This is a genomic window from Dactylosporangium sp. NPDC000244 (assembly GCF_040300725.1).
GTDB lineage: Bacteria > Actinomycetota > Actinomycetes > Mycobacteriales > Micromonosporaceae > Dactylosporangium.
The window spans coordinates 44,001-70,899 of sequence record NZ_JBEPEH010000001.1; the positions used below are offsets into that span (position 1 = coordinate 44,001).

Below are 26,899 nucleotides of genomic sequence, written 5' to 3' on the forward strand. Positions count from 1 at the left end.
GGTTCACCTCCGGTTCGGCTGGGGTCGATTCGGGTTCGGGTCTCCGAGCCGCTCAGGTCTCCTAACCACTCAGGGCGACCCAGGACTCGTACTGGTGCACCGCGATGCCCGCGAACGCCGGGTACCGCTGGGCCGCGGAGTCGACCGCGGCCAGGGTCTTGTGCAGCTGGCCGGCGGTGGCGCCGTGGAAGCTGCAGTAGGCGCAGTCGCCCAGGGCCTGCGTCTCCGCGCCCAGGCGCGCCGGCTTGGCGACCCGGCCGGCCCGCCGCAGCAGGTCGTCGGCGACCCCGACCATCGAGTTGGCGCCGGTGGCGGTGTTGCGGTAGCTCATCACCGTGACGCCGGAGACGCGGGCGAGCACGGCGTCGGCCAGGTTCGCCCCGCCGGCGAGCGTCACGGTCGGCAGCCAGAACGGCACGTCGGCCTCGAGCGGCAGGTCCGTGGCCGCGGCCGTCTTTTCCAGCAAAGACAGATAATTCGGTACCAGTGATGCCTGGTCCTGGCCCCAGGAGGGCAGCAGGTAGGGCTCGACGTCCAGGTGCAGCCCGTGGAACAGGCCCGTGGCCGCGGCGCCCTCGGCCCAGGCCAGCGCGGTGGCGTGGTCGGTCGTCCAGCCGGGCTCCCCGCCGAGCGCGTCGAGCACGATGCCGGCCGCGTCGCACAGCTCCCGCAGGCGCCGCAGCCGCGCGGTGTCGTCGGTGCGCGGGTCGTAGTACGCGAACAGCGCTCGCACCCCGTTGGCCGCGGCCCAGTCCACGACCGGCCCGGGGTCGTCGTGCTCCCACAGCCACATCGCCCGCGTGCCCGGCGGCGCCACCGAGGTCTCCGGGGCCAGCCCCGGCAGCCGCGGCGGCGTGGCGGCGATCAGCGCGATCGCCACGAGGAGCACGCACAGCAGGGTCTGCGCGGCCGAATCCGGGACGCGCCGCATGCCCGTCCCATCGGCCGGCGGGTGCGGATCGTGAGGGTCACACCGCGCCACGTTGACGTGCCGGTCGCCCGTGGGACACGATGGCGGGCGAGCGGTATGCGGAGGAACCCGGTGCGAGTCCGGGACGGTCCCGCCACTGTGACCGGGGAGTCGCACCTCAGCACCCACGGCCGGCGACGGCCGGGGCGGTCGAGGGGCGGCGCGGATCCGGCAGTCAGGAGACTCCGGCCGCTCGCAACAGCCGCCTCGCGGGCGCGGACCCGCCGAAGGGAAGAGTGCCCGTGACCCCGCCGTATCCGTTCTCGGCCGTTGTCGGCCTGGCCGATCTGCGCCTCGCCCTGCTGCTCACGGCGGTCTCGCCGGCCATCGGCGGGGTGCTCGTCCGGGGGGAGAAGGGCACCGCCAAGTCCACCGTCGTGCGGGCACTGGCCGCGCTGCTGCCCGAGGTCGAGGTCGTCGCCGGCTGCCGCTTCGCCTGCGACCCGGCCGCGCCCGACCCCGAGTGCCCCGACGGCCCGCACATTCCCGGGGCGGGCACCCACCACCGCCGGTCCGCCCTGGTCGAGCTGCCCGTGGGGGCCACCGAGGACCGTGTCGTCGGCACGCTGGACCTGCAGCGGGCCCTCGGCGACGGGGTCAAGGCCTACGAGCCGGGCCTGCTCGCCGCCGCGAACCGCGGGGTCCTCTACGTCGACGAGGTCAACCTGCTGCCCGACCACCTCGTCGACCTGCTGCTCGACGCCGCCGCCATGGGCCGCGCGCACGTCGAGCGCGACGGCGTCTCGGTCAAGCACGCGGCCCGCTTCCTGCTCGTGGGCACCATGAACCCCGAGGAGGGCGAGCCCCGGCCGCAGCTCGTGGACCGCTTCGGGCTCGTCGTCGGGGTCGCGGCGCCCCAGGAGGCCCCGCCGCGGGCCGAGGTCGTGCGGCGGCGGCTGGCGTACGAGGCCGATCCCGCGTCGTTCGCCGAGCGCTACGTGGCCGAGGACGCCGCCCTGGCCGCGCGGATCGTGAGCGCCCGGGCCCGGCTCGGGGCGGTGGCCCTGCCCGATGCGGAGCTCGACCGGATCGCGCGGATCTGCCTGGCGTACCGCGTCGACGGCCTCCGGGCCGACATCGTGGTGGCCCGCACGGCGGTCGCGCTCGCGGCCTGGCACGGGCGGACCGTGGTCACGAAGGCGGACGTGCGCGACGCGGCCCGGCTGGCGCTGCCGCACCGGCGCCGGCGGGACCCGCTCGACCCGCCGGGGGCCGACCGCGACCGCCTCGAAGAGGTGCTCGAGCAGGAGGCCGGGCCGGACGAGGACCCGCCGCCCGGCGATGGCGGGCCGCCCCCGGACGATGACCCGGTTCCGCCGAGCCCGACGGATATTTCGGAAATGTCCGACTCGCCGGACGGGCCCGGCGAGTCGCCGGGGTCGGAGCGAGCCGGGGGTCCGCCGCCGCCGGTCGCGCCCGAGCAGCGGCCGCCCGTCGAGCCGAATGATGGTTCCGTTACCGATACATCCGATTCGCGGGGCGAATCGGATGCATCGGAGGCGGGGGACGCGGCGGGGGACAGCGTCGGGGCGCCGGGGCAGCTGGCGTTCGCCGGGGTGCCGTACAAGCCGAAGCTGCTCAGCATCGCGGGCCGGGCGAACCGCGAGGCGGGCGCCCACGCCGGCCGCCGCTCGCCCGCCCTGTCCCGCCACGGCCGCGTGGTGCGCTCCCGCGCCCCGCTCGGCGGCAAGCTCACGAGCATCCACGTGCCCGGCACCATCCGCGCCGCCGCGCTGCGCGGGTCGAGCCGCGCCGAGGCCCGCGACGTGCGCGAGGCGGTCAAGGTCGGCCGCGAGGCGAACCTGGTGCTGTTCGTCGTCGACGCGTCCGGCTCCATGGCCGCCCGGCAGCGGATGAGCGTGGTGAAGACGGCGATCCTGTCGTTGCTGCGGGACGCGTACCAGCGCCGGGACAAGGTCGGGATGGTCTCCTTCCGCGGCCACGACGCCACGCTGGTGCTCGAGCCGACCGCGAGCCACGAGGTCGGCGTGGTGCGCCTGGCCGAGCTGCGCACCGGGGGCCGCACGCCGCTGGCCGCCGGGCTGCGCCAGGCCGCCCGCACCCTGCACGGCGAGCGCCGCCGTGACGCCCGCCGCCGCCCGCTGCTCGTGGTCGTCACCGACGGGCGCTCGACCAGCGGGCCGGACCCGCTCAGCGTCGTACCGCTGCTGCACGGCGTCCCCGCGGTCGTGGTCGACTGCGAGCAGGGCCCGATCCGCCTCGGCCTCGCCCGCCGCCTGGCCTCGGCCCTGGACGCCTCCTGCATTCCACTCGCGAGCCTGGGAGCCTAGACAGATGCCGCAGGGCAAAGTAGAGAACGTGCCCGACGACGGGCTCACCACCCGCCAGCGCCGCCGCCAGCACGTGCTCGCCGTGCACACCGGGCAGGGCAAGGGCAAGTCCACCGCCGCGTTCGGCATGGCCCTGCGCGCGTGGAGCGCCGGCTGGCCCATCGCCGTGTTCCAGTTCGTGAAGAGCCCGAAGTGGAAGGTCGGCGAGGAGACCGCCCTGCGCGCGCTCGGCGAGACCGGCCAGGGTGGCAGCGTGGTGTGGCACAAGATGGGCGAGGGCTGGTCGTGGATCCAGCGGCCCGGCACCGAGCGCGACCACGCCGTCGAGGCGGCCGAGGGCTGGGCCCAGATCAAGCGCGACCTGGCCGCGGAGGCGTACCGCTTCTACGTCCTCGACGAGTTCACGTACCCGATCAAGTGGGGCTGGGTCGACATCGCCGACGTCGTGGAGACCCTGCGCGAGCGGCCCGGCAACCAGCACGTGGTCGTCACCGGCCGCGACGCGCACCCCGACCTGGTCGAGCTGGCCGACCTGGTGACCGACATGACGAAGGTCAAGCACCCGATGGACGCCGGGCGAAAAGGCCAGCAGGGCATCGAGTGGTAGCGCGGCTCGTCATCGCGGCACCGGCCTCCGGCCACGGCAAGACCACCGTCGCGACCGGCCTGCTGGCGGCGTTCGCCGCGCGGGGCGAGCGCGTGGCGCCGTTCAAGGTGGGGCCGGACTACATCGACCCCGGCTACCACGCCCTCGCCGCCGGCCGCCCGGGCCGCAACCTCGACCCGGTGCTCGTCGGCGAGGAGCTCGTCGGGCCGCTGTTCGCGCACGGCTCGGCCGGCTCGGACCTGGCCGTGGTCGAGGGCGTCATGGGCCTCTACGACGGGCGCACCGGGGCCGGCGAGTTCGGCTCCACCGCGCACGTGGCCCGGCTGCTCGCCGCGCCCGTCGTCCTCGTCGTCGACGCGACCGCGCAGGCGCGCTCGGTGGCCGCGCTCATCCACGGCTTCCGCTCGTTCGGCGACGGCATCCACATCGCCGGCGCGATCCTCAACCGCGTCGGCTCGGACCGCCACGAGCAGATCCTGCGGGACGCCTGCGCCGAGGTCGGCACGCCGGTGCTGGGCGTCCTGCGCCGCCACGACGCCGTCGCCGCCCCGTCGCGCCACCTCGGCCTGGTGCCGGTGGTGGAGCGGTCGGCCGAGGCGGCCGCGTCGGTCGCGGCCCTGGCCGGGCTCGTGGCCGCGAGCGTGGACCTGGACGCGGTGCTGGCCGTGGCCCGCTGCGCCCCGCCGCTGTCCGCGCCGCCGTGGACGCCGGCCGTCGCCGAGCCCGTCGCCGGTGCGCCGGTCGTGGCGGTCGCGGGCGGGCCCGCGTTCTCGTTCGGCTACGCCGAGACCGTCGAGCTGCTCGCCGCGGCCGGCGCCCGGGTGTCCACAGTGGACCCGCTGCGGGACGAGGCCCTGCCCGACGGCGCCCGCGCGCTCGTCGTGGGCGGTGGTTTTCCGGAGGTGTACGCCGAGCAGCTCTCCGCCAACGAGCCCCTCCGCCGCGCGGTGGCCGGCCTGGCCGCCTCCGGGGGCGCGATCGCGGCCGAGTGCGCGGGCCTGCTCTGGCTCTGCCGCACCCTCGACGGCCGCCCGATGTGCGGGGTCCTGGACGCGGAGGCGGCCATGACGCCCTCGCTCACGCTGGGGTACCGAGACGCCGTCGCCCTGTCCGACAGCGTCCTCGCCCCGGCCGGCACGCGCGTGACCGGCCACGAGTTCCACCGCACGCGCGTCACCCCGGCGACGGGCGCGGCCCCGGCCTGGGCGTGGCGCGAGGGCCGCGACGGCTTCGTGTCCGGCGCCGTGCACGCCTCCTATCTGCACCTGCACTGGGCCGGCCACCCGGCCTTCGCGCACCGCCTGGTGGCGTCGTGCGTCTAGTGCTCGGCCTCGGCGCCCGCCCGTCCACGGACCCGCAGGAGGTGCTCTCCCTCCTGCGCGAGTCACTGTCCACACTGGACGACATCGGCGTGGTGGCCACGGTGGACGCCCGCCGCGACCTGGCGGAGTCGGTGGCCGCCCGGCTCGGGTGCGCGGTGGTCTCCTTCCCGCCCGAGGAGCTGGCGGCCGTGCCGGTGCCGTCGCCCTCGGCGCGCGTGTCGCAGGCCCTCGGTACGCCCAGCGTCGCCGAGGCGGCCGCCCTGCTCGCCGTGGCCGGCCCCGCGGTGCTCACCGTGGGCAAGCGCTCCTCGCCCGGCGCCGCGATCGCCGTCGCCGCGCCCGCGCCCGGCGTCGTCGTCGTGGGCATCGGGGCCGGCGGGGAGCTGAGCGCGAAGGGCCTGGCCGCGCTGCGGGACGCCGAGGTCGTGTTCGGCGGCCCGCGCCAGCTCGACCTGCTGTCCGATGTGGACGCCGAGCGCGTCGCGTGGCCGTCGCCGCTCGTGCCCGCCCTGCCCCGGCTCCTGGCCGAGCGGCACGGGCGGCGCGTCTGCGTGCTGGCCAGCGGCGACCCGATGCACCACGGGATCGGCACCACGCTCGTGCGCCTGCTCGGCCCGGCCCACGTCACCGTGATCCCGCACCCGTCCTCGGTGTCGCTCGCCTGCGCGCGGCTCGGCTGGCCGGTCGAGGACACCGACGTCGTGCGCGACGCCGCGCTCGTCCGGCGTTTCCTGCACGACGGCCGCCGGGTGCTCGTGCTCTCGGCCGGGCGGCAGACGCCCGCGGAGGTCTGGCGCATCCTGGAGGAGACCGGGTTCGCGGACAGCGCCGTCACGATCCTCGAGGACCTCGGGGCGCCGGACGAGCGGATCCACCACGACCCGGCCGCGGCGCGCCCGCTGAACATCGTGGCGGTCGAGGCGCGCGGCGGCACCGGGATCGCCGTGGTGCCGGGGATCGACGACGGGCGGTACGACTCCGACGGCCAGCTCACCAAGCGCGAGATCCGGGCCGTCACGCTCGCCGCGCTGGGGCCGTGCCCGGGGGAGCTGCTGTGGGACGTGGGCGCCGGCTCGGGCAGCATCGGCATCGAGTGGATGCGCGCCCACCGGGCCTGCCGCGCGGTCGCCTTCGAGCGCGACGAGGCCCGGGCCGGGCGCATCCGGCGCAACGCCGAGACGTTCGGGGTGCCCGGGCTGCGGCTCGTGCTCGGCCGCGCCCCCGAGGTCCTGGCCGGGCAGCCCCGGCCGGACGCGATCTTCATCGGCGGCGGCTTCACGGCCCCGGGTGTGTTCGACGCGTGCTGGAGCGCGCTGCGCCCCGGCGGGCGGCTCGTCGTCAACGCGGTCACCATCGAGTCGGAGCGGCTGGTGGCGGAGCTGCAGCAACGGCACGGCGGGGACCTCACCCGCATCGCGGTGAACCGGGCCGCGCCCGTCGGAGGGTTCCTGGGGTGGCGGCCGATGCTCCCCGTGACGCAGTGGGTGGTGCACACGTGACCGTGTACTTCATCGGGGCCGGCCCGGGCGCGGCCGACCTCATCACCGTGCGCGGCCGCGACCGCCTGGCCGCGGCGCCGGTGTGCCTCTACGCGGGCAGTCTCGTGCCCGTCGAGCTGCTGGACTGCTGCCCGCCCGGCGCCCGCCTCGTCGACACCGCGAACCTCGACCTCGACCAGATCCTGGCCGAGCTCGTCGCCGCGCACGAGCGGGGGCTCGACGTGGCCCGGCTGCACTCCGGCGACCCGTCGGTGTTCAGCGCGATGGCCGAGCAGCTGCGCCGGCTGGACGCGGCCGGCGTGCCCTACGAGATCGTGCCCGGCGTGCCAGCGTTCGCGGCCGCCGCGGCGTCGCTCGGCCGCGAGCTGACCGTCCCCGGCGTCGCCCAGTCGGTGATCCTGACCCGCACGGCCGCCCGGGCGACCCCGATGCCGCCCGGCGAGGACCTGGCCACGCTCGCCGCCAGCCGGGCGACGCTCGTGCTGCACCTGGCGGTCCAGCGCATCGAGGTGCTCGCGCCGGAGCTCGCCCAGTGGTACGGCCCGCAGTGCCCGGCCGCGGTGGTGGCCTACGCGAGCCGCGCCGACGAGGTGATCCTGCGCGGGACGCTGGCCGGCATCGCCGGACAGGTCCGCGCGGCGGGCATCAGGCGCACCGCGGTCATCATCGTGGGGCCGGCGCTCGCCGCCGAGGCGTTCCCCGACAGCCACCTGTACTCCACCAGCCGCCACCGCGACTAGCCGGGACTAACCGAGGGCGATCCAGACGTCGTCGAGGGTGCCGTGGAACTGGTCGTTGTCGGTGCCGTTTCCCTTGCCGCCGACGCTCAGCGGCACGGTGTTCGTGATGGCCAGCGTGGCCGGGATGGCGAGCGTGGCGTGCACGGCCCCGTCCACCAGCAGGGTCAGGGCCGCGCCGGCGCGCCGGCACTCGAGCGTGTGCCACTTGCCGTCGGCGATCGAGACGTCGGAGCGGGCCACGTGAATGCCGCGCACGACGTTGTCGGACACGACGCAGCTGGGCCGGCCCGCCTTGCCGTCGACCTGGAGCTTGTACTGCCCGCCCGAGGCCGAGTACCCCTTCTGCAGGATGTTCTCGCCCGAGCCGGTCTGGCCCTTGGCCAGCCGCACCGTCGCGCCGAAGCGGATCGGGTTCGCGCCCGGGTTGAGCTCCGGCGCGTCCGGCGCCTGCAGCACCGCGTGCGGGCACTTCTTGCCGGTGCACTTGGCCGGGAACGCGGCCGCGCGCCCGCTGCCGCGCGCCGGCAGCCGCACCTTGCCCCCGTGGACGGCGGACGGCGCCAGCGTATGGCCGTGCCCGGAGACGTCGGCGACGGTGGCGCCCTTCTGGGCCGCGTCGAAGTCGTAGCGCGCGATGACGACCGGCTCGGCGGCGGCCGGGCTCGCGATCGCCCCCGAGCCCATGACGGGCAGCGCGGCCACCCCGGCCGCCACCCCGGCCAGATTCCCCCATGTCTTCATGTCCGAAATGTTCCATATTCGCCGGACGCGAAACGCCGCATTCCACCAACGTGTCGGTTACTGTGCGCGTCTGTTCGTACGACCCATGGTCACCGGACCGGCTCTGTCAGACTGGATCGCGTGCGACGGGCGGCGGTGATCGGGGCGGTTGTCATCTGTGCCGTGGCCGTTCCGGCGCCGGTGTTCGCGCGGCCCGAAGGGGCCACGGAGGCGTGCCGCATCACCGACCCGGCGGTCACCGAGGCGTCCGGCCTCGCGGCGCTGCCCGGCGGCGGGTACCTCGTCGAGAACGACTCGAACCCCGACCCGAAGAAGACGCGCCTGTTCTACCTCGACGCGGACTGCAAGGTGACCCGCAGCGTGGGCTACCCGACGACGGCCCGCGACCCCGAGGACCTCGCCGTGGGCCGCGACGGCACAGTGTGGATCGCCGACATCGGCGACAACAGCCCGCTCACCGGCGGCTCCGGCAAGCGCCGCGACACGATCGCGCTGTGGACCCTCGCGCCCGGGGCGAAGAGCATGAAGATCCATCGGCTGCGGTACCCCGACGGGACCCCGCGGGACGCCGAGGCGCTGATGATCGACGGGTCGGGCCGCCCGGTCATCGTCACCAAGGACCCCAGCGGCCAGGTGTTCCGGCTCGACACCCCGCTGCCGACGGACAACGCCGAGGGGGCCCCGCTGACCGCCGTCGGCCGCTTCGAGGCCACGCACACCGGCACCAGCAACCCGTGGGGCTTCCTCGGCGAGGGGTTCGTCACCGGCGCGGCCGTCTCGCCCGACGGCACCCGGGCGGTCGTGCGCACCTACGCCGACGCCTACGAGTTCGACGTGCCCGACGGCGACGTGGCCAAGGCGATCACCACCGGCACGCCGAGGGTGATCCCGCTGCCGGACGAGCCGCAGGGCGAGGGGATCGCGTACACGCCGGACGGCCGCGACTTCCTCACCGTGTCCGACCAGCCGGGGCCGGTGAGCATCCTGCGGTACACCGTGCAGCGCCCGAAGCCGTCGCCCTCGCCGGTCGTGTCGAGCCCGGCCGCCGCCCCGAAGCCGAGCCCGGGCGCCGTGGCGGCCGCCGGCCCGGACCGGCGCGGCAAGGTGGCGCTGCTCACCGGGGCGTTCGTGGTGGTGACCATCGGCCTGGTCGCGGGGGTGGCGCGACGCGCGCGGCGGCGGTGAAGCGGCCCTGTGTGACGATCGGCCTGGTCGCGAGGGAGGTGCGGCGGTGAACCGACCCTCCGGTGTCGACGCGCATCGGCGCGCGTGACACGATCGCTACCGAGGGATCAAGGGGGAGGTCGGAACCGCGGTGGTGCGCATCGAGGTGGAACGCGCGACGACGCGCGACATGCGCCGGCGCAATCGCTCGACGCTGCTGTCCGAGCTGTTCTTCCGGGGGCCGCTCAGCCGCCACGACCTGAGCCGCATCACCGGCCTCAGCGCCGCGACCGCCAGCAGCGTGACGGCCGAGCTGCTGCACGAGGGCCTCATCATCGAGGCCGGCCAGATCGAGTCCGACGGGGGCCGCCCCCGCGTGCTGCTGCGCGTCAACCCGGACTTCGGCCGGCTCGTCGGCGCCGACGTCGGCGAGACCGGGGTCAAGGTCGAGCTGTTCGACCTGTCGATGACCCGCCTGGCCACCGTCGACGAGCCGCTGCCGTCCTCGCGCCCCGACCCGTCCGTGGTCGCGGGCCAGCTCGAGGCCGGGATCCGGGAGGTGCTCAAGGACACCGCGGCCCAGGACGTGCTCGGCATCGGCATCGGCGTGCCCGGCACCGTCGAGCAGGCCGACCCGCCGCTGGTCTACGCCCCGACGCTGGGCTGGCGCGGGGTCTCCTTCCACACTCTGCTGCGCGAGCGCGGGATCACCGCCCCGCTGTTCGTCGAGAACGGCGCCAAGACCCAGGGCCAGGCCGAGATGTGGTTCGGCGCCGGCCGGGGCGCGGGCAACGCGGTGATCGTGCTCGTCGGCTCGGGCGTCGGGGCGGCCGTGATCACCAACGGCACCGTCTACCGCGGCGCCAGCAGCAGCGCGGGGGAGTGGGGGCACACCACCGTCGTCTACGGCGGCCGGCAGTGCCGCTGCGGCGCCCGCGGCTGCCTGGAGGCCTACGTCGGCGCCGAGGGCATCCTCGAGCGGGCGCGGGCCCTCGACCCGTCCCGCCCCGCCGCCGCGGGCGAGATGGCCGACGTGGCCGCGCTCATCGCCGCCGGGACCGAGGCCGCGACCGCGACCCTCGACGAGACCGCCGGCATGCTCGGCGCCGGCATCGGCAACCTGGTCAACCTGTTCAACCCCGAGCGCGTGGTCCTCGGCGGCTGGGCCGGCCTGGCCCTCGGCGCGCGCCTGCTCGACAAGATCCGCGCGGCGGCCCGGGAGCAGGCCCTCGAGCACCCCTTCGGCCAGGTCTCGATCGAGCTGTGCGAGCTCGGCCCCGACGCGGTGGCCTTCGGCGCCGCGACCCTGCCCATGGCCGAGCTGCTGCGCCGGGCGTCGCGTCCTTAAGGAGCCCCGCCGGCGCCCGGTCCCGGGTATCGCCCGGCGCTGAGCAACGCCCTGCTCACGCCGTGTCGCCAGGCTCAAGGGGACCTTAATGGCACCCCTTTTTTTGCCTCTTTTATTGACGCGTGATGGATCTGGTCATAGCCTGCCCTCAATCTGGAAGGGCGCTTAACAGATAGCTTGCCGCCCGAAACGGGCGCCCGTCCGGGGCCACCCTCATGAAAGGCCTCTCATGGCAAGAACCCGCCTGATCCGCCGCGGAGTGATCGTCGCGGCCGCCCTCGCCGTCGTCGGCGTGGTCGGTGTCGTGGCGATGAACTCCGCGTCCGCCGCCACCGTCGGAGCCATCACCGGCTACGGCGGCAAGTGCGTCGACGTCGCCGCGGCCAGCTCCGCGAACGGCACGCAGGTGCAGCTCTACACCTGCAACGGCACCAACGCCCAGCAGTGGACCATCGGCGACGACGGCACGATCCGCGCCCTCGGCAAGTGCCTCGACGTCGCCGCGGCCAGCTCGGCCAACGGCACGAAGGTGCAGATCTACGACTGCAACGGGACCACCGCCCAGAAGTGGACCCGCAACAGCGACGGCACGCTGCGCGCGCTCGGCAAGTGCCTCGACGCGACCGGGCCCAGCTCGGCCGACGGCACCCCGCTGCAGATCTGGGACTGCTTCGCCAGCGCCAACCAGAAGTGGACGCTGCCCGGCGGCACCACGACGCCGACCTCCAACCCGCCGACGTCGAACCCGCCCACGTCCAACCCCGCGATGGGCGCGGCGCCGTACGCGTACCTCGGCTGGGGCAACCTGCCCGACCCGCGCACCATCATGAGCGCGACCGGCGTCAAGTGGTTCACGATGGCGTTCATCCTCTCCAACGGCGCCTGCGACCCGCTCTGGGACGGCAACCGGCCGCTCACCGGCGGGCAGGACCAGAGCACCATCAACAACATCCGGGGCGCCGGCGGTGACGTCGCCGTGTCGTTCGGCGGGGCCAGCGGGCCGTGGCTGGAGCAGACCTGCAGCAGCGCGAGCGCGCTCGCCGCGGCCTACCAGAAGGTCATCAACGCGTACGGCCTCAAGGCGATCGACATCGACATCGAGGGCACGGTCTACAACAACCCGACCCTCCAGCAGCGCACCATCGACGCGCTCAAGACCGTCAAGGCCAACAACCCGAACACCGCCGTCTACGTCACGTTCCCGAGCGACCGCACCGGGCCGGACTCGTCGATGATCAACCGGGCCGCGGCCAGCGGCCTGACCGTCGACGCGTGGACCATCATGCCGTTCGACTTCGGCGCGGCCGGGCAGAACATGGGCAACCTTACGGTCCAGGCGGCCGAGGGCCTCAAGAACGTGGTCAAGAACGGCTACCACTACACCGACGACCAGGCCTACCGGCACTCCGGCATCTCCTCGATGAACGGGATCACCGACGTCGGCGAGACCGTCACCGTGGCGGACTTCCGCACCATGCTCGCCTACGCGCAGCAGCACCACCTGGCCCGCTTCACGTTCTGGTCGGCCAACCGCGACCGGCCGTGCAACGGGGGCAGCACGAACGACGACACGTGCAGCGGCGTCTCGCAGAGCGCGTGGGACTACACGAAGGTCATCGCCCAGTACCAAGGCTGAGACCCGATGAGCGGGTGCCCCGGTATGCGGACGGCCGGGGCACCGGCACGAAAGGAAACGGCGGGCCGGTCGACTCACCCGAGGCCGGCCCGCCTTCCCCAGGGGGTGAGGTAGCACACGTCGGTTGTCGGGTGGCATACATCGGGGATTCAACGGGGCCGCGGCGCGCATAAGTTGCTCTTCGTCCGACGAAGACACTCCGCGTGCCACATGCGGTACCACATAAAGGAATCCCCGATGAAGCGCCTGCTGCCCGTCGTCTGCGCCGTGCTGCTGCTCACCGCCGCGTGCGGCGATGACAAGAAGGAAGCCCCCAAGACCGACTCCGCCCCCGCGTCCGCCTCCGCGGCCGCCGAGTCCGCCGCGCCGTCGACCTCCGCCGGCGCGTCGGCCAAGGCATCGGCGAAGACCTCCGGCCAGGCCGGAAAGCTCGAGTTCTCCACCGTCGGAAAGCTGACCGGAGAGCTGTTCACCAAGGACCCCGACTGCAAGTTCGGGCAGTGGGACACCAACTCCACCGGCGTGGAGCCCAAGTACCGCTCGTCCGTCGCGAGCTTCAAGCAGTTCGACTGCTACGAGAAGAAGGGCGACTCGCTCCCGCACCGCGGGCAGCAGGCGCTCTTCGTGGAGTTCAAGGCGGCCAACGCGGCCCGGGCGTACGCGCAGGACCAGGCGAAGTCGTACCCGACGCTCCTGGCCGGCAGCACCGTCGTCGTCGGCGGCACCGGCCTGAAGGCGACGGACATGAAGGCCTGGCTCGAGTCCGTCAACGAGACGATCGGCGGCTCGGGCCAGATCGCCGCCTGACGGCAGGAGCCCAGTGGTGGTCCCGGGGGTGGGAACAGCTTTCCGTACCCACCCCCAGAAGGGACCGCAGTGACACCCTCCACCACACGGCGACGGCCTCGCCTGAGCCGCCGCCGGCCGACTGCGTCACCACCGACGAGGCCTGTGTTGTTGCGGCTCGGGCTCGCCGTCTCGGCGACCGTCCTGGCCGCCGCCGGCATCGGCGTGTTCGCCATGACCAGCGCCTCGGCCGCCACCTCCGGCCAGATCACCGGCTACGGCGGCAAGTGCGTCGACGTCGCCGCGGCCAGCTCGGCCAACGGCACCCAGGTGCAGCTCTACACCTGCAACAGCACCACCGCCCAGCAGTGGACCGTCGGTGACGACGGCACCATCCGCGCGCTGGGCAAGTGCCTGGACGTGAACGCGGCCAGCTCGGCCAACGGCACCAAGGTCCAGATCTACGACTGCAACGGCACCGCGGCGCAGCAGTGGTCGCGCAACAGCGACGGCACGCTGCGGGCGCTCGGCAAGTGCCTCGACGCGACCGGGCCCAGCTCGGCCGACGGCACCCCGCTGCAGATCTGGGACTGCTTCGCGAGCGCCAACCAGCAGTGGACGCTCCCGGGCGGCACCACCCCGCCGACGTCGAACCCGCCCACGAGCAACCCGCCGAACACCGGCAACCCGGACCTCGGGCCGAACGTGTCCATCTTCGACCCGTCGATGCCGGCCGCCACCATCCAGAGCCGGCTCAACGCGGTGTTCAACGGGCAGCAGAGCAACCAGTTCGGCTCCCAGCGCTACGCGCTGCTGTTCCGGCCGGGCGCCTACAACGTCGACGCCAACGTCGGCTTCTACACCCAGGTCGCCGGCCTCGGCCTGTCGCCGGACCAGGTGACCATCAACGGGGCCGTGCACGCTGAGGCGGACTGGTTCCAGGGCAACGCGACCCAGAACTTCTGGCGCTCGGCCGAGAACCTGTCGGTCAACCCGACCGGCGGCACCGACCGGTGGGCCGTCTCCCAGGCCGCGCCCTACCGCCGCATGCACGTGCGCGGCAACCTCCAGCTCGACGACGGCGGCTGGTCCTCGGGCGGCTGGATCTCCGACTCGGCCGTCGACGGGCAGATCCGCTCCGGCTCGCAGCAGCAGTGGATCACCCGGAACTCGACCATGGGCAGCTGGACCGGCTCCAACTGGAACATGGTGTTCGTCGGCGACACGAACGCGCCCAGCGGCAACTTCCCGAGCCCGCCCTACACGCGCGTGGCGAGCACCCCGGTGGTGCGGGAGAAGCCGTTCCTGTACGTCGACGGCGCCGGCAACTATCAGGTGTTCGTGCCGAGCCTGCGCACCAACGCGACCGGCAACTCGTGGCAGGGCGGGAGCACGGCCGGCACCTCGCTGCCGATCAGCCAGTTCTACGTCGTGAAGGCCGGGGCGACCGCCGCCTCGATCAACGCGGCCCTCGCCGCCGGGCAGAACCTGCTGTTCACGCCGGGCGTGTACCACGTCAGCGACACTATCCGGATCACCCGCCCGGACACCGTCGTGCTCGGCCTCGGCCTGGCCACGATCGTGCCCGACAACGGGGTGACCGCGATGACCGTCGCCGACGTCGACGGCGTGAAGCTCGCCGGGATCCTCTTCGACGCGGGCACCGTCAACTCGCCGGTGCTGCTCGAGGTCGGCCCGAGCGGCTCGTCGGCCGACCACTCGGCCAACCCGGTCTCGCTGCACGACGTGTTCTTCCGCATCGGCGGGGCCACGGTCGGCAAGGCCACGGTCAGCCTGCGGATCAACTCGAACAACGTGATCGGCGACCACGCCTGGATCTGGCGCGCCGACCACGGCAACGGGGGCACCGTCGGCTGGAACACGAACACCGCCGCCAACGGGCTCGTGGTCAACGGCGCCAACGTGACGTTCTACGGGCTCTTCGTCGAGCACTATCAGCAGTACCAGGTGATCTGGAACGGCAACGGCGGGCGCACGTACTTCTTCCAGAACGAGATCCCCTACGACGTGCCGAACCAGTCGGGCTGGTCCAGCGGCGGCGGGGCGCAGGGCTGGGCGGCGTACAAGATCGCGGCGAACGTCACCACCCACGAGGCCTGGGGGCTCGGCAGCTACTGCTACTTCAGCACCAACCCCAGCATGGTGCTCGGGCACTCGTTCGAGGTGCCGCAGACCGCCGGCGTCAAGTTCCACGACATGGTGACCGTCTCGCTGGGCGGCACCGGCACCATCTCGCACGTCGTCAACAGCACGGGCGCCGCGGTCAACTCCGGGCACCAGGTCGAGAACCTGGTCAGCTACCCGTGACGCGTTAGGCTTTCCCGGTGCCGACTCTGCTCATCCTGGGCGGCACCGGGGAGGCCCGGCGGCTGGCCTCGGTGCTGCCGCCGACGTACCGCGTGATCTCCTCCCTCGCCGGCCGCGTCGCCGACCCGGTGCTGCCGGCGGGGGAGGTTCGCATCGGCGGCTTCGGCGGGCCCGCCGGGCTCGCGGCCTACCTGCGCGCCGAGCGCATCGACACGGTGGTCGACGCCACCCACCCCTTCGCCGCCCAGATCTCCGCCAACGCGGCCCTCGCCTGCGCCGAGGCGCACGTCCCGCTGATCGTGCTGCGCCGGCCCGGCTACGCGGTCGCGGGCCACCGGGTCCCGTCGCTCGAGGCCGCCGCGGAGCTGCTGCCGTCGCTGGGCCGGCGGGTCTTCCTCACCACCGGCCGGCAGAGCATCGGGCACTTCCGCGACCCGGGGACCCACTACCTGCTGCGGTGCGTGGACGAGCCCGACGAGGTCCCGTCCAATGTGGACGTCATCCGGGATCGCGGCCCGTTCACGGTGGACGGCGAGGTCGCGCTGATGCGTGAGCACGCCATCGAGGTGCTCGTCACCAAGGACAGCGGCGGCGACATGACGGCCGCGAAGCTGGAGGCCGCCGAGCGCCTGGGGATCCCGGTGGTCGTCGTCGACCGCCCGCCGGTCACTCCCGGCGTCCCCGTCTGCGCCTCCGTCGAAGAGGTCACGGCCCGCCTGATCGGCTAGCATTGCCCCGATGCGTGTCGATGCCGTCTTCGTCGGCCGGGGACCCGAACAGGCGCGCTTCCGGGCCGTCCTCGCCGACCCGGACGGCGGCCGGATCCTCGTGCTCACCGGCCACGGCGGCGCCGGCAAGACCACCCTGCTGCGCCGCCTGACCGCGATCGCCGCCGCCGACCCGGGCCGTGACATCGTCGCCACTGTCGACTGGGAGGCGGAGCAGCCGGTCATCCGGGCCGAGTCCGCCACCGCCGCCGGGCCACCGATCTGGCTGGTGCTCGACCGGATGTACCGCGCCCTGACCGACGCCGTTCCGCCCGGCGCCGGCCGCAGGCGGATCGAGCGCGCCTTCCACCCGTTCCGCGAGCGGATGCGGCGCGTCCCGGCACTGGCCGCTCGCGCCCGGGACCTCGGCCTCGACGCCGGACGCCGCCCCGCCCTCAGCGACGAGGAGCGCACCCGCCTCGCCGACGCCGGGGAGGACCTCGCCGCCGTCGCGCTGGCCGCCCCGCTCGGCCCGGCCGCCGCCCCGCTGGCCAAGGCCGGCCGGGCGGCGATCACCGCGGCCGTTCGCCGGATCTCCGGATGGCGGGTCGAGGACGAGGAGTATCCGAGCCTGATCTCCGAGGTCGACGCGCTCGTCCGCGCGTTCGGCCACGGCCTGGACAAGCTGGCCGGTCGCGGCCGCCCGCCGGTGCTGCTGCTGGACTCCTGCGAGCTGCTCGGCCCCGCGCTGGACTGGCTGCCCGCGCTCGCCGGCCGCCCCCGCGCCGCCGAGACCTGGGTGCTGGGCCTGCGCGACGCGGCGGACCCCACCGCCGGCGGCCCCGCGGCCCGCCTGGTCGCCGCCCTGCCGGCCGAGCGCGCCGAGACGATGCCAATGCGCCCGTTCGGACCGGACGAGTCGGCCGCGTACCTGGCCGAGGCGTTCGGTGCGGCGCCGCCACCCGACGTGACGGCGGAGCTGACCGCGATGACCGGCGGGGTGCCCCTCGCCGTCGCGCTGCTCGTCGGCCTGCTGCGCAGCGACGTCCCACGCGCCGAGGTGTTCGCCGACGGCCCGGGCCGGGCGGTGGTGGCGACGCTGATGCGCCGGTATCTGGTCCGGCTGCTGGCCCGGCCCGAGTCGGCCGAGGACCTGGCGTTCGTGCACGGGCTCGCCCTGCTGCCCGGCCGGCTCGACCCGACGCTGCTGGCCGCGCTGTGGGACGTGCCGCCGGCCGAGGTCGCGGGCCGCCTGGACACGCTGGCGGCGCGCTACGACTTCGTGACGCCCGGCCCGCTGCCGCTGCACCGCGACGTGGCCGCGGTCGTGCTCACCCACCTGTCCGGCCCGGCGGAGCGCGAGATGGTGCGGCCCATGCACGAGCGCGCCGTCGCCGCGCTGCGGGCCCGGCTGTCGCGGCACGCGGCCGCGGGCGAGGCCGCGGTGACCGACGCCGACTGGCAGCGCGACGTGGCCGCCCTGCTCTGGCACACCTGCTGGACCGGCGAGCGGGCCGGGCACCGCCTGCTCTGCCACCTGTATGCGCCGGTGGCCGTGCTCGCGCCCCGCTTCGCCCTCGAACTGGCCGGCATCGCGGGCCGGTTCGCCGGGTCCTACGCCTCCGCCGATCTCCCGGTGCTCCGTGGGCTGCTGGTGCTGGCCGGCCGCCCGCTCGAGCCCGGCCCCGCGGACCCGGCCGCCGCCGGGCCGCCGGTGCTCGAGGCGCTGCGCGGCCACGACGACGAGGGGGTCCTCGCGGCCGATGTCCGCCGCCGTCATGCGGATCTGGTCGCGGTGATGCACGGTGATCTGCTCGGGCTGGGCATCCTCGAGCGGCTGGACCTCGCCGACACCGCGGTCGAGCGGGTCAAGGGCGACGACGAACGCGTGCGGCGCCCGGTGGTGCAGGCGCACCGCCGTTGCACCAGCTGGTTCGCCGCCCGGTTCCTGGACGAGGGCACGGCGGTGCCGCGCGAGGTCGCCCTGCGCGCGGGTCGCCGCGGGGTCGAGGTCAGCCCGGACGACCCGCTCGCCCACGCGGCCTACGGCACGGTGCTGACCTGGATCGGTGAGTTCGCCGCGGGACAGGCCGCCCTGCGCGAGGCGAAGCGCCGCGACCCCGCCAATCCGGCGCGGAGCATCATCCTCGCCTACGCGCTGCTGATGGACGGACGATACGAGGAGGCGGAGCCCGAGCTGCGCCGCGGGGTCGAGGCGCGGCCGGAGTCGGCGCGGCTGCGGCAGCTGCTCGGCCGGGTGCTGCTGTCGCTGCGGGAGCCGGGCGGGGAGGCGGTCCGGGTGCTGCGCGAGGCGGACAGGCTCGCGCCCGGCGACGTCGCCACCCTGGAGGCGCTGGCCGCGGCGCTGATCAACGAGGCCAGGTATGCCGAGGCCGAGCCCGTGCTCCGGCGGGCGATCGCGATCGGGCCCACGGGGAAGCTGCACAACCATCTCGGTCTGGCCGTCGGGCAGCTCGGCCGGCCGGACGCCGCGCTGGCGGCCCACCGCCGTGCCGCCGAGCTCGCCCCGGACGACGCCGACATCCGGGTCGGCCTGGCGGCGGCGCTCGGGGCCCGGGGCGATCACGCCGGGGCCGAGCGGGAGGCCCGGGCGGCGATCGAGCTCGACCCGGGCCACTACCTCGCCCACGAGAACCTCGCGGCGTCCCTGCACCACCAGGGACGCCGCGAGGAGGCGGAGCGGTCCTCGCGCCGGGCGGCCGTGGCCAAGGCCGCATCCGGCGGCGAGATCACGGAGGTGCCCCTGCGCGGGTGAGGGTCAGGCCTTGCGGAGCCAGTACGTCAGCCCCGCCGCCTCGTTGACCTCCGCGCCCGGCCACGGCTCGCCGGGGCCGAACGTGGTCGCGAGGACCTCGTCGGCGATCGCGGAAGCGTGCTCGGTCAACGCCGCCGCGGTCTCCTGGTCGGAAGGGTCGGAAGGGTCGGTCGTGGCGTATCCGACCTCGATCCGGTCCACCACCTCGAGCCCGGAGGACTTGCGCGTCTCCTGCACCTGCCGGATCACCTCGCGGGCGATGCCGGCGCGGCGCAGCTGCGGCGTGATGTGCAGGTCGAGCGCCACGGTCGCGCCGGCGTCGCTGGCCACCGCCCAGCCCTCGCGGGGCGTCTCGGTCAGGAACACGTCGTCGCGCTCGAGCACCACCGGCTCGCCGCCGACCTCGAGGGTCGCCGAGCCCGCCTCGCGCAGCGCGGTGCCGAGCGCCGCGGCGTCGGTCGCGGCGATGGCGGCCGCGATCTCCTGCACGCGCTTGCCGTACCGCTTGCCGAGGCTGCGGAAGTTCGCCTTCGCCGACGTGTTCACCAGCGAGCCGGTGAGCGGCTCGACCGACTGCACGTTGAGCTCCTCGGCGAGCAGCTCCAGCAGCGGCCCGTCGAGGCCCGGCGCCGAGACCAGCACCCGGGCCAGGGGCTGGCGGGTCTTCACGGTGGCGTCCGCGCGCGCGGCCCGGCCCAGCTCGACCAGGCGCCGCACGAGCGCCATCTCCTCCGACAGGCGCGGGTCGATCAGGGTGGGGTCCGCGACCGGGTAGGCGGCCAGGTGTACCGACTCCGCAGCGTCGGGGGTCGTGGACACCACGAGGTCCTGCCAGACCCGCTCGGTCATGAACGGCGTGAGGGGCGCCATGAGCAGCGTGACGGTCGTGACCGCCTCGTGCAGGGTGCTCAGCGCGGCCGGGTCGCCGCGCCAGAACCGGCGCCGGGCCCGCCGCACGTACCAGTTCGACAGGTCGTCGACGAACGCGGCGAGCAGCCGCCCGGCCCGCTGGGTGTCGAACGCGTCCATGGCCGCGTCGACCTCGCCGACGAGCAGGTTGAGCTCGGAGACGACCCAGCGGTCGAGCACCGGCCGCTCGGCGACCGGCACGATCTCGGCCGGGGTCCAGCCCGCGGTGCGCGCGTAGAGGCTCTGGAACGCGACGGTGTTCCAGTACGTCAGCAGGACCTTGCGCACGACCTCCTGGATGAGCGTGTGCCCGACCCGCCGCGCCGACCAGGGCGAGCCGACGGCCGCCATGAACCAGCGCACCGCGTCCGCGCCGTGGCGCTCCAGCAGCGCCATCGGCTCCAGGATGTTGCCGAGGTGCTTGGACATCTTGCGGCCGTCCTCGGCGAGGATGTGGCCGAGGCACACGACGTTGCGGTAGCTGGACCGGTCGAACACGAGCGTGCCGACCGCCATGAGCGTGTAGAACCAGCCGCGGGTCTGGTCGATCGCCTCGGAGATGAAGTCGGCCGGGTAGCTCGCGGTGAACACGTCCGCGTTCTGGTGCGGGTAGCCGTACTGCGCGAACGGCATGGCGCCCGAGTCGTACCAGGCGTCGATGACCTCGGGCACGCGCCGCGCGGTGCGCCCGCACTCGCACGGCAGCTCGACCTCGTCGATGTAGGGGCGGTGCGGGTCCAGGTCGCTCAGGTCGCGCCCGGCGAGCGCCCCGAGCTCGGCCAGCGACCCGACGCAGGTGAGGTGGCCCTCCTCGCAGCGCCAGATGGGCAGCGGGGTGCCCCAGTACCGGCTGCGCGACAGCGCCCAGTCGACGTTGTTCGTGAGCCAGTCGCCGTACCGCCCGTGCTTGATCGACTCCGGGTGCCAGGCGGTCCGCTCGTTCTCCCGCAGCAGGGCGTCCTTGATCCGGGTGGTGCGGATGTACCAGGAGGGCTGCGCGTAGTACAGCAGCGGCGTGTGGCATCGCCAGCAGTGCGGGTAGCTGTGCTCGTAGGCGAGGTGCCGCAACAGCAGGCCGCGCGCCCGCAGATCGTCGACCAGCGCGGCGTCGGCGTCCTTGAAGAACACGCCGCCGACCTCGGGCACCTCGGGCGCGAACCGGCCGTCGGGCTGGATCGGGTTCACCATCGGCAGGTCGTAGGCCTTGCACGTGGCGTAGTCGTCGGCGCCGAAGGCGGGCGCCTGGTGGACCAGGCCGGTGCCGTCCTCGGTGGTCACGTAGGTGCCGAGGACCACGAAGTGCGCGCCCTCCATCGGCACCAGGTCGAAGGGGCGCCGGTACGTCCAGCGCTCCATCTGCTTGCCGGTGAAGGACTCGCCGGTCGTCGTGAAGTCGTCGCCGAGGGCCTTGCCGACGAGGGGCTCGGCCACCACCAGGCGCTCGGTGCCGTCGGTGGCCACGACATAGGTGACGTCCGGGTGTACCGCCACCGCCGTGTTGGACACGAGGGTCCACGGCGTGGTCGTCCACACCAGCAGGGACGCGTCCTCGAGCGGCCCGGAGGTGAGCGGGAACCGGACGAAGACCGACGGGTCCGTCACGGTCTCGTAGCCCTGGGCGAGCTCGTGGTCGGACAGGCCGGTCTGGTCCCGCGGGCACCACGGCGAGACCCGGAAATCCTCGGCGAGCAGCCCCTTGTCGAAGATCTGCTTGAGCGACCACCACACGGACTCGATGTACTGCGGGTCCATGGTCCGGTAGGCGCGATCCATGTCGACCCAGTAGCCCATGCGCTCGGTGAGCCGGCCGAACGCGTCGGTGTGCCGGGTGACCGACTCGCGGCACTTGGCGTTGAACTCGGCGACGCCGTAGGCCTCGATGTCCTGCTTGCCGGAGAAGCCGAGCTCCTTCTCGACGGCGAGCTCGACGGGCAGCCCGTGGCAGTCCCACCCGGCCTTGCGCCCGACGTGGAAGCCCTTCATGGTCTTGTACCGCGGGAAGACGTCCTTGAACACGCGCGCCTCGATGTGGTGCGCGCCCGGCATGCCGTTGGCGGTGGGCGGCCCCTCGTAGAACACCCACTCGGGCCTGCCCTCGGACTGCGCGAGGCTGCGCCCGAAGACGTCGCGCTCCTTCCAGAGCGCGAGCACCTGATGATCCAGCTGGGACAGGTCGACCTGCGCTGGAACCGGCCGATACATGGTGAGTGGCACCTCTCCGTCGTCGTGGCGTTCGACGGAGGGACGAGACCGTGCGCCGGCCCCGCGGTACCACCCTCCTTGGCCGCGGCGGTCGCACGGCCCACTCGTGTTCAGTTGTGGCCGGGTCTACTGAGCCGCGCGCGGCCGTTCTTCCGGCGGCTCCGGGGTGATCTTCCCGCCCGCGCACGCCTGCCGGGCTTCCACCGTCCCCGGTTCGCTCAAGGCTGCGTGCGGGGGTACTCGTCCCCTTCAACGCCCGCCGCAGAGTATAGGCGCCGCCGGGGGATCACGAGCGCGGTGCCGGTCTCGGGGTCGGGGATCACGCGGCAGGGCAGCGCGAAGACCTCCTCCATCATCGCCTCCGTCACCACCTCGGCCGGGGTGCCTTCGGCCAGGATGCGCCCGTCGCGCATGGCCACCAGGTGGGTCGCGTAGCGGGCGGCCAGGTTCAGGTCGTGCAGCACGGCGACGAGGGTCCGGCCGTGCTCGCGGTGCAGGCGCGCGCACAGCTCGAGGATGTCGAGCTGGTGGGTGATGTCGAGGTAGGTGGTCGGCTCGTCGAGCAGGAGCAGCGGCGTCTCCTGGGCGAGCACCATCGCGATCCACACGCGCTGGCGCTGGCCGCCGGAGAGCTCGTCGACGAACGCGCCGGCCAGGGGCGTGACCGCCGTGGCCTCCATGGCCCAGCGCACCGCCCGCTCGTCGGCGTCGCTCCACGTGCTCAGCGGGCCCCGGTGCGGGTAGCGGCCGCGGGAGACCAGGTCGGCGACGGTGATCCCGTCCGGGGCGACCGCGGTCTGGGCCAGCAGGCCGAGGGTGCGGGCGACCTCGCGGGCCGGTCGCGTCGCGATGTCGCGGCCGTCGAGCAGGACGTGCCCGGCCTTGGGCTTCAGGACCCGGGCCAGGGAGCGCAGCAGCGTCGACTTCCCGCACGCGTTGGGCCCGACGATCACGGTGAAGGAGCCGTCCGGGATGTCGATGGAGAGGTCCTCGGCGACGGTCCGGCCGTCGTAGCCGAGGGTCAGGTCGATGCCGCGCAGCCGGTCAGACACGGGCTCTCCTTGCGGTTCGGGCCAGGAGCAGGACGAGGTAGCCGCCGCCGAGCAGGCCGGTGACGACGCCGACGGGGAGCTGGTGGCCGGGGAAGAGGCGCTGGGCCAGCACGTCGGCCCCGGTGAGCAGGGCGGCGCCCAGCAACAGCGACGGCAGCAGGTTGGGGCCCGTCGCCCCGGTGAGCCGGCGGGCCAGCTGCGGGGCGGTGAGGGCGACGAAGAGCACCGGCCCGGCGGCGGCCGAGGCCGCGGCGGCGAGCAGCACGGCGCACGCGAGGGCGGTGAGCCGGACGGCGCCGACGTTCACGCCGAGCCCGCGGGCCGGGTCGTCGCCGAGCTCGAGGTTGGCCAGGGCCCGGCCGAGGACGGCGACGACCGGGGTGAGCAGGACGAGCGCGCCGCCGGCGACGGCGGCTTGGCCCCAGCCGCGCCCGTCGAGGCTGCCGGTGAGCCAGAGCACGGCCCGGGCCGCGTCGACGATGTTCGCGCGGGTGAGCAGGTAGCTGTTGACGCCGGTGAGGATGCCGGCCACGCCGATGCCGACGAGGATCAGCCGGTGGCCGTGCCCGCCGCCGCGCCAGGCCAGCAGGTAGATCGCGGCGCCGGTGGCGATCGCGCTCAGCACGGAGCCGGCGGCCACGGCCGTGCTGCCGCCGCCGAGGACGACGACCGCGAGCAGGCCGCCGGTGGCCGAGCCCTGGGTGAAGCCGAGCACGTCGGGGCTGCCGAGCGGGTTGCGCACGAGGGACTGGAACAGCGCGCCGGCCAGGGCCAGGGCGCCGCCGACGGCGAGGGCGGTCACGACCCGGGGCAGGCGCAGCTCCCGCACGATGAACGCGTCGGCGGGGGAGCCGCCGCCGAACAGGGTGCGCACGACGTCGGGCAGGCTCATCGGGTAGTCGCCGCCGCTGATCGAGACCAGGGCGATGACGATCGCCGCGACGGCCAGGGCGGCGCTGACCCCGACGACCCGCAGGCGCGCCCGCGCGGTCACGTTGCCCTCCGGCGCCGCACGATGGCCAGGAAGAAGCCGCCGCCGACGACCGCGGTGACCACGCCCACCTGCAGCTCGCCGGGGCGGCCGGCCACGCGGCCGAGCACGTCCGAGGCGAGCAGCAGGGCCGGGGCGAGCACCGCGCTGAACGGCAGCAGCAGGCGCACGTCCGGGCCGGTGAACGGGCGGACCAGGTGCGGCACCATGAGGCCGAGGAAGACGATCGGGCCGCAGGCCGCGGTCGCCGCCCCGCACAGCAGCACGATCGACACCGCGGCGAGGACCCGGATGCGGCCCGGGTGGGCGCCGAGCGCGCGGGCCGGGTCGTCGCCGAGCGCGAGCGCGTTGAGCGGGCCGGCCAGCAGCGCGGCGATGACGACGCCGGCCAGGACGAACGGGGCGATCAGCGCCGCGGTGCCGGGGCGGGCCGCGGCCAGCGAGCCGGCGGTCCAGAACCGCATCCGGTCCAGGGACGCGGTGTCCAGGAGCTGGACGGCGGCGACGTACGCGTACAGGGCGGCGCTGACCGCGGTACCGCTCAGCGCGAGGCTGCCCGGGGAGGAGCCGCGCCCGCCGGCCACGGCATAGACCACGACGGAGACCAGGGCCGCCCCGCCGAAGGCGAACCAGACGTAGCCCGAGAGATCCGCCACGCCGAGGAAGGCGATGGCGCTCACCACGGCCGCGGACGCGCCGGCGTTGACGCCGAGCAGGCCCGGGTCGGCGAGCGGGTTGCGGGTCAGCGCCTGCATGAGCGCCCCGGCCAGCCCGAGCGCGACGCCCACGAGCAGGCCGAGGACGGTGCGGGGCAGCCGCAGGTCGCGCACGACGGTGGCCCCGGCCGAGCCGGCGTCGGTCAGGCCGTGCCAGACCTCGGCGGGGCTCATCGCCCTCGCGCCGATGGCGAGGCTGGCGGCGGCGACCACGACGAGGACGCCGGCCGCCCCGGCGAGGCGAGCGAAAGACTGCACAAGGACCGCCTTGACACGATCAAGTTAAGTGAGGCTACCCTAAGTGCCGATCGAGAGAGAGGCAACCCGCCATGTCCTTCAACGTGTCCCGCCGCGGCCTGCTCGCCGGCGTCCTCGGCCTCGGCGCGCTCGCCGCTTGCGGGGATGGCGAGTCCGGCTCGGGCGCCGACCCGGCGGCGAGCGGCACCGCTGGTGGCCCCTTCGCCTTCACCGACGACCGCGGCACGGCCGTGAACCTCGCCGCCGCGCCGAAGCGGATCGTGGCCTACGTGGGCACCGCGGCCGCGCTGCACGACTTCGGCGTCACCTCGTTCGCGGGCACGTTCGGCCCGCTCAAGGGGGCCGACGGCGCCAAGGACCCGCTCGCCGGCGACCTCGACCCGGGCAAGGTCGAGTCGCTGGGCAACGCGTGGGGCGAGTTCAACATCGAGAAGTACGCCGCGCTGCGCCCCGAGCTGCTGATCACGAACATGTACGAGGCGAACCAGCTGTGGTACGTCCCGGACGACTCCAAGGACAAGATCCTCGCCCTCGCGCCCAGCGCCGGCATCACGGTGTCGCGCACCTCCCTGGCCAAGGTCATCCAGCGCTACGCCGGCCTGGCCAAGGCGCTCGGCGGCGACCCGGAGGCGGGCAAGGCGCGCTTCGACGCGGCCGCCGAGGCGGTCAAGGCGGCGGTGAAGGCCAACGGCGGGCTCAAGGTGCTGGCCGCCTCGGCGAGCCCGGACCTGCTCTACGTCTCCGACCCCAAGGTCTACGGCGAACTGAGCTACTACCAGGAGCTCGGCGTCGAGGTCATCGCCCCGACCGCGGTCACCGGCGGCTACTTCGAGAACCTGAGCTGGGAGAACGCCGACAAGTACAAGGCCGACGTGATCCTGCTCGACAACCGCGCGCAGGCCCTGCAGCCCAAGGACCTCACCGCGAAGCCGACCTGGGCGAACCTGGCCGCGGTCAAGGCCGGGCAGGTCGTGCCGTGGCAGAGCGAGCCGCGCTTCAGCTACGCCGGGTGCGCGGGCGCGCTGGAGACCCTGGCCAAGGCGCTGGCGGGGGCGAAGAAGGTCGCGGCGTGACCTACGACTTCTTCGACGTCCACGTGGTCCGGCACGAGGCCCTGACGCCGGACGCGGTCCGGGTCACCTTCGCCGGGGACGCGCTGGACCGGTTCGTCAGCGGCGGGCGGGACCAGCGGTTCAAGCTGTTCTTCCCGGCGCCTGGGCAGGACGCGGCGATCGTCCCGCGCGGCGACGCGTGGTATCCGGACTGGCGCCGGCTGGACCCGGCGACCCGCGGGATCATGCGCACCTACACGGTCGCGGCCGCCCGCCCCGGCGAGTTCGACGTCGACTTCGCCCTGCACCCGGGCGGCGGCCCGGCGATCCAGTGGGCCTCGAGCGTGGCCGTGGGCGATCGCCTGCTCGTGCTGGGCCCGACGGTGACCGACAACGGCGGCGTCGACTTCCAGCCGCCGGAGGGCACGGAGTGGGTCCTGCTCGCGGGCGACGAGACGGCGGTGCCGGCCCTGGACGCGATCAGCGCCTTCGTCGGCTCCTCGCTGCCGGTGTACGGGTTCGTCGCCGCGTCGCCGAGCCGCTGCGTCGCCGGCGTGCACTGCCCGGACGGCCTGCTCGAGCCGATCCGCTCCGCGCGGCTGCCGGACGGCCCCGGCTACGCCTTCGTGGCCGGCGAGTCGGGCGAGGTCCGCGCGCTGCGCCGGCACCTGGTGCAGGAGCGCGGGTTCGACAAGCGCCGCGTGACGTTCACCGGCTACTGGCGCCGCGGCGCGTCCGAGGACGACCTGATCGAGGAGTCGGCCGCCTGATGAGCTGTGGTCCCGGCGGTTGGTCTGTCCGCCG

Annotated in this window: 20 protein-coding genes and 1 riboswitch; of the genes, 14 read left to right on the forward strand and 6 right to left on the reverse strand. The window is 74.3% G+C overall.

The features are described 5' to 3' along the window. Window positions 1-61 precede the first annotated feature (61 nt). A complete protein-coding gene (locus tag ABT369_RS00205) occupies window positions 62-931 on the reverse strand; it encodes a hypothetical protein (RefSeq protein WP_350608976.1) in 870 nt (289 codons plus the stop codon). A gap of 102 nt (window positions 932-1,033) precedes the next feature. After that, window positions 1,034-1,155: riboswitch (cobalamin riboswitch) on the forward strand. 57 nt (window positions 1,156-1,212) lie between these two features. Here ABT369_RS00205 and ABT369_RS00210 point away from each other — a divergent pair. Genes ABT369_RS00210 through cobM form a run of 5 tightly spaced genes read left to right on the forward strand, consistent with a single transcriptional unit; the run spans window position 1,213 to window position 7,429 of the window. Continuing rightward, on the forward strand, window positions 1,213-3,261 hold the full coding sequence (locus ABT369_RS00210) for a VWA domain-containing protein (RefSeq protein ID WP_350608978.1): 2,049 nt from the start codon (window positions 1,213-1,215) through the stop codon (window positions 3,259-3,261). A gap of 4 nt (window positions 3,262-3,265) precedes the next feature. Then, window positions 3,266-3,868 carry a cob(I)yrinic acid a,c-diamide adenosyltransferase gene (gene cobO, locus ABT369_RS00215; protein WP_350608979.1) on the forward strand — a complete coding sequence of 201 codons (603 nt, stop codon included), beginning with the start codon at window positions 3,266-3,268 and terminating at the stop codon, window positions 3,866-3,868. Next, window positions 3,862-5,190, forward strand: coding sequence for a cobyrinic acid a,c-diamide synthase CobB (locus ABT369_RS00220; RefSeq protein WP_350608981.1), 1,329 nt, complete (start codon window positions 3,862-3,864; stop codon window positions 5,188-5,190). The genes cobO and ABT369_RS00220 overlap by 7 nt, the downstream gene beginning before the upstream one ends. After that, a complete protein-coding gene (gene cbiE / locus ABT369_RS00225; protein WP_350608983.1) occupies window positions 5,181-6,689 on the forward strand; it encodes a precorrin-6y C5,15-methyltransferase (decarboxylating) subunit CbiE in 1,509 nt (502 codons plus the stop codon). Before ABT369_RS00220 ends, cbiE begins: the two co-directional genes overlap by 10 nt. Next, window positions 6,686-7,429 (forward strand): precorrin-4 C(11)-methyltransferase, encoded by a 744-nt coding sequence (gene cobM / locus ABT369_RS00230; RefSeq protein WP_350608985.1) that lies wholly within the window; start codon window positions 6,686-6,688, stop codon window positions 7,427-7,429. The genes cbiE and cobM overlap by 4 nt, the downstream gene beginning before the upstream one ends. A 6-nt stretch (window positions 7,430-7,435) precedes the next feature. Here the strand turns inward: cobM and ABT369_RS00235 are convergent, their stop codons facing one another. After that, entirely contained in the window at window positions 7,436-8,170 is a 735-nt protein-coding gene (locus tag ABT369_RS00235; RefSeq protein WP_350608987.1) for a LamG-like jellyroll fold domain-containing protein, read from the reverse strand. Between the two features lie 162 nt (window positions 8,171-8,332). Here ABT369_RS00235 and ABT369_RS00240 point away from each other — a divergent pair, with 162 nt between their 5' ends. The 7 genes from ABT369_RS00240 (at window position 8,333) to ABT369_RS00270 (ending at window position 18,915) form a co-directional block, all read left to right on the forward strand. Continuing rightward, on the forward strand, window positions 8,333-9,355 hold the full coding sequence (locus ABT369_RS00240) for a hypothetical protein (protein WP_350608989.1): 1,023 nt from the start codon (window positions 8,333-8,335) through the stop codon (window positions 9,353-9,355). Window positions 9,356-9,485: 130 nt separating this feature from the next. Then, on the forward strand, window positions 9,486-10,682 hold the full coding sequence (locus tag ABT369_RS00245; RefSeq protein ID WP_350608991.1) for an ROK family protein: 1,197 nt from the start codon (window positions 9,486-9,488) through the stop codon (window positions 10,680-10,682). A gap of 229 nt (window positions 10,683-10,911) precedes the next feature. After that, window positions 10,912-12,318, forward strand: coding sequence for a ricin-type beta-trefoil lectin domain protein (locus tag ABT369_RS00250; RefSeq protein ID WP_350608993.1), 1,407 nt, complete (start codon window positions 10,912-10,914; stop codon window positions 12,316-12,318). Between the two features lie 237 nt (window positions 12,319-12,555). Next, entirely contained in the window at window positions 12,556-13,125 is a 570-nt protein-coding gene (locus ABT369_RS00255) for a hypothetical protein (RefSeq protein WP_350608995.1), read from the forward strand. A 144-nt stretch (window positions 13,126-13,269) separates the two neighbouring features. Then, complete coding sequence (locus ABT369_RS00260; protein WP_350608997.1) at window positions 13,270-15,432, forward strand: pectate lyase-like domain-containing protein; 2,163 nt, start codon at window positions 13,270-13,272, stop codon at window positions 15,430-15,432. A gap of 17 nt (window positions 15,433-15,449) precedes the next feature. Beyond that, the gene (locus ABT369_RS00265; protein WP_350608999.1) at window positions 15,450-16,160 is read left to right on the forward strand and encodes a cobalt-precorrin-6A reductase; all 711 of its coding nucleotides are present in this window, start codon (window positions 15,450-15,452) and stop codon (window positions 16,158-16,160) included. A gap of 10 nt (window positions 16,161-16,170) precedes the next feature. Then, window positions 16,171-18,915: a tetratricopeptide repeat protein gene (locus tag ABT369_RS00270; RefSeq protein ID WP_350609001.1), complete on the forward strand. Its 2,745-nt coding sequence runs from the start codon at window positions 16,171-16,173 to the stop codon at window positions 18,913-18,915. 3 nt (window positions 18,916-18,918) lie between these two features. Here ABT369_RS00270 and ileS read toward each other — a convergent pair whose 3' ends face one another. The 4 genes from ileS to ABT369_RS00290 all read right to left on the reverse strand — a co-directional run bounded on the left by ileS (window position 18,919) and on the right by ABT369_RS00290 (window position 24,959). Next, window positions 18,919-22,026 carry an isoleucine--tRNA ligase gene (gene ileS, locus ABT369_RS00275; protein WP_350609003.1) on the reverse strand — a complete coding sequence of 1,036 codons (3,108 nt, stop codon included), beginning with the start codon at window positions 22,024-22,026 and terminating at the stop codon, window positions 18,919-18,921. 218 nt (window positions 22,027-22,244) lie between these two features. Next, the gene (locus ABT369_RS00280) at window positions 22,245-23,078 is read right to left on the reverse strand and encodes an ABC transporter ATP-binding protein (protein ID WP_350609005.1); all 834 of its coding nucleotides are present in this window, start codon (window positions 23,076-23,078) and stop codon (window positions 22,245-22,247) included. After that, window positions 23,071-24,072 carry a FecCD family ABC transporter permease gene (locus ABT369_RS00285; RefSeq protein WP_350609007.1) on the reverse strand — a complete coding sequence of 334 codons (1,002 nt, stop codon included), beginning with the start codon at window positions 24,070-24,072 and terminating at the stop codon, window positions 23,071-23,073. The genes ABT369_RS00280 and ABT369_RS00285 overlap by 8 nt, the downstream gene beginning before the upstream one ends. Further along, window positions 24,069-24,959 carry a FecCD family ABC transporter permease gene (locus ABT369_RS00290; RefSeq protein ID WP_350609848.1) on the reverse strand — a complete coding sequence of 297 codons (891 nt, stop codon included), beginning with the start codon at window positions 24,957-24,959 and terminating at the stop codon, window positions 24,069-24,071. The genes ABT369_RS00285 and ABT369_RS00290 overlap by 4 nt, the downstream gene beginning before the upstream one ends. Window positions 24,960-25,114: 155 nt before the next feature. On the opposite strand from ABT369_RS00290, the gene ABT369_RS00295 reads away from it, so the two are divergent. Both ABT369_RS00295 and ABT369_RS00300 read left to right on the forward strand, forming a co-directional pair. Then, complete coding sequence (locus ABT369_RS00295; RefSeq protein ID WP_350609009.1) at window positions 25,115-26,116, forward strand: ABC transporter substrate-binding protein; 1,002 nt, start codon at window positions 25,115-25,117, stop codon at window positions 26,114-26,116. Next, complete coding sequence (locus ABT369_RS00300; protein ID WP_350609011.1) at window positions 26,113-26,865, forward strand: siderophore-interacting protein; 753 nt, start codon at window positions 26,113-26,115, stop codon at window positions 26,863-26,865. The genes ABT369_RS00295 and ABT369_RS00300 overlap by 4 nt, the downstream gene beginning before the upstream one ends. Window positions 26,866-26,899 lie beyond the last annotated feature (34 nt).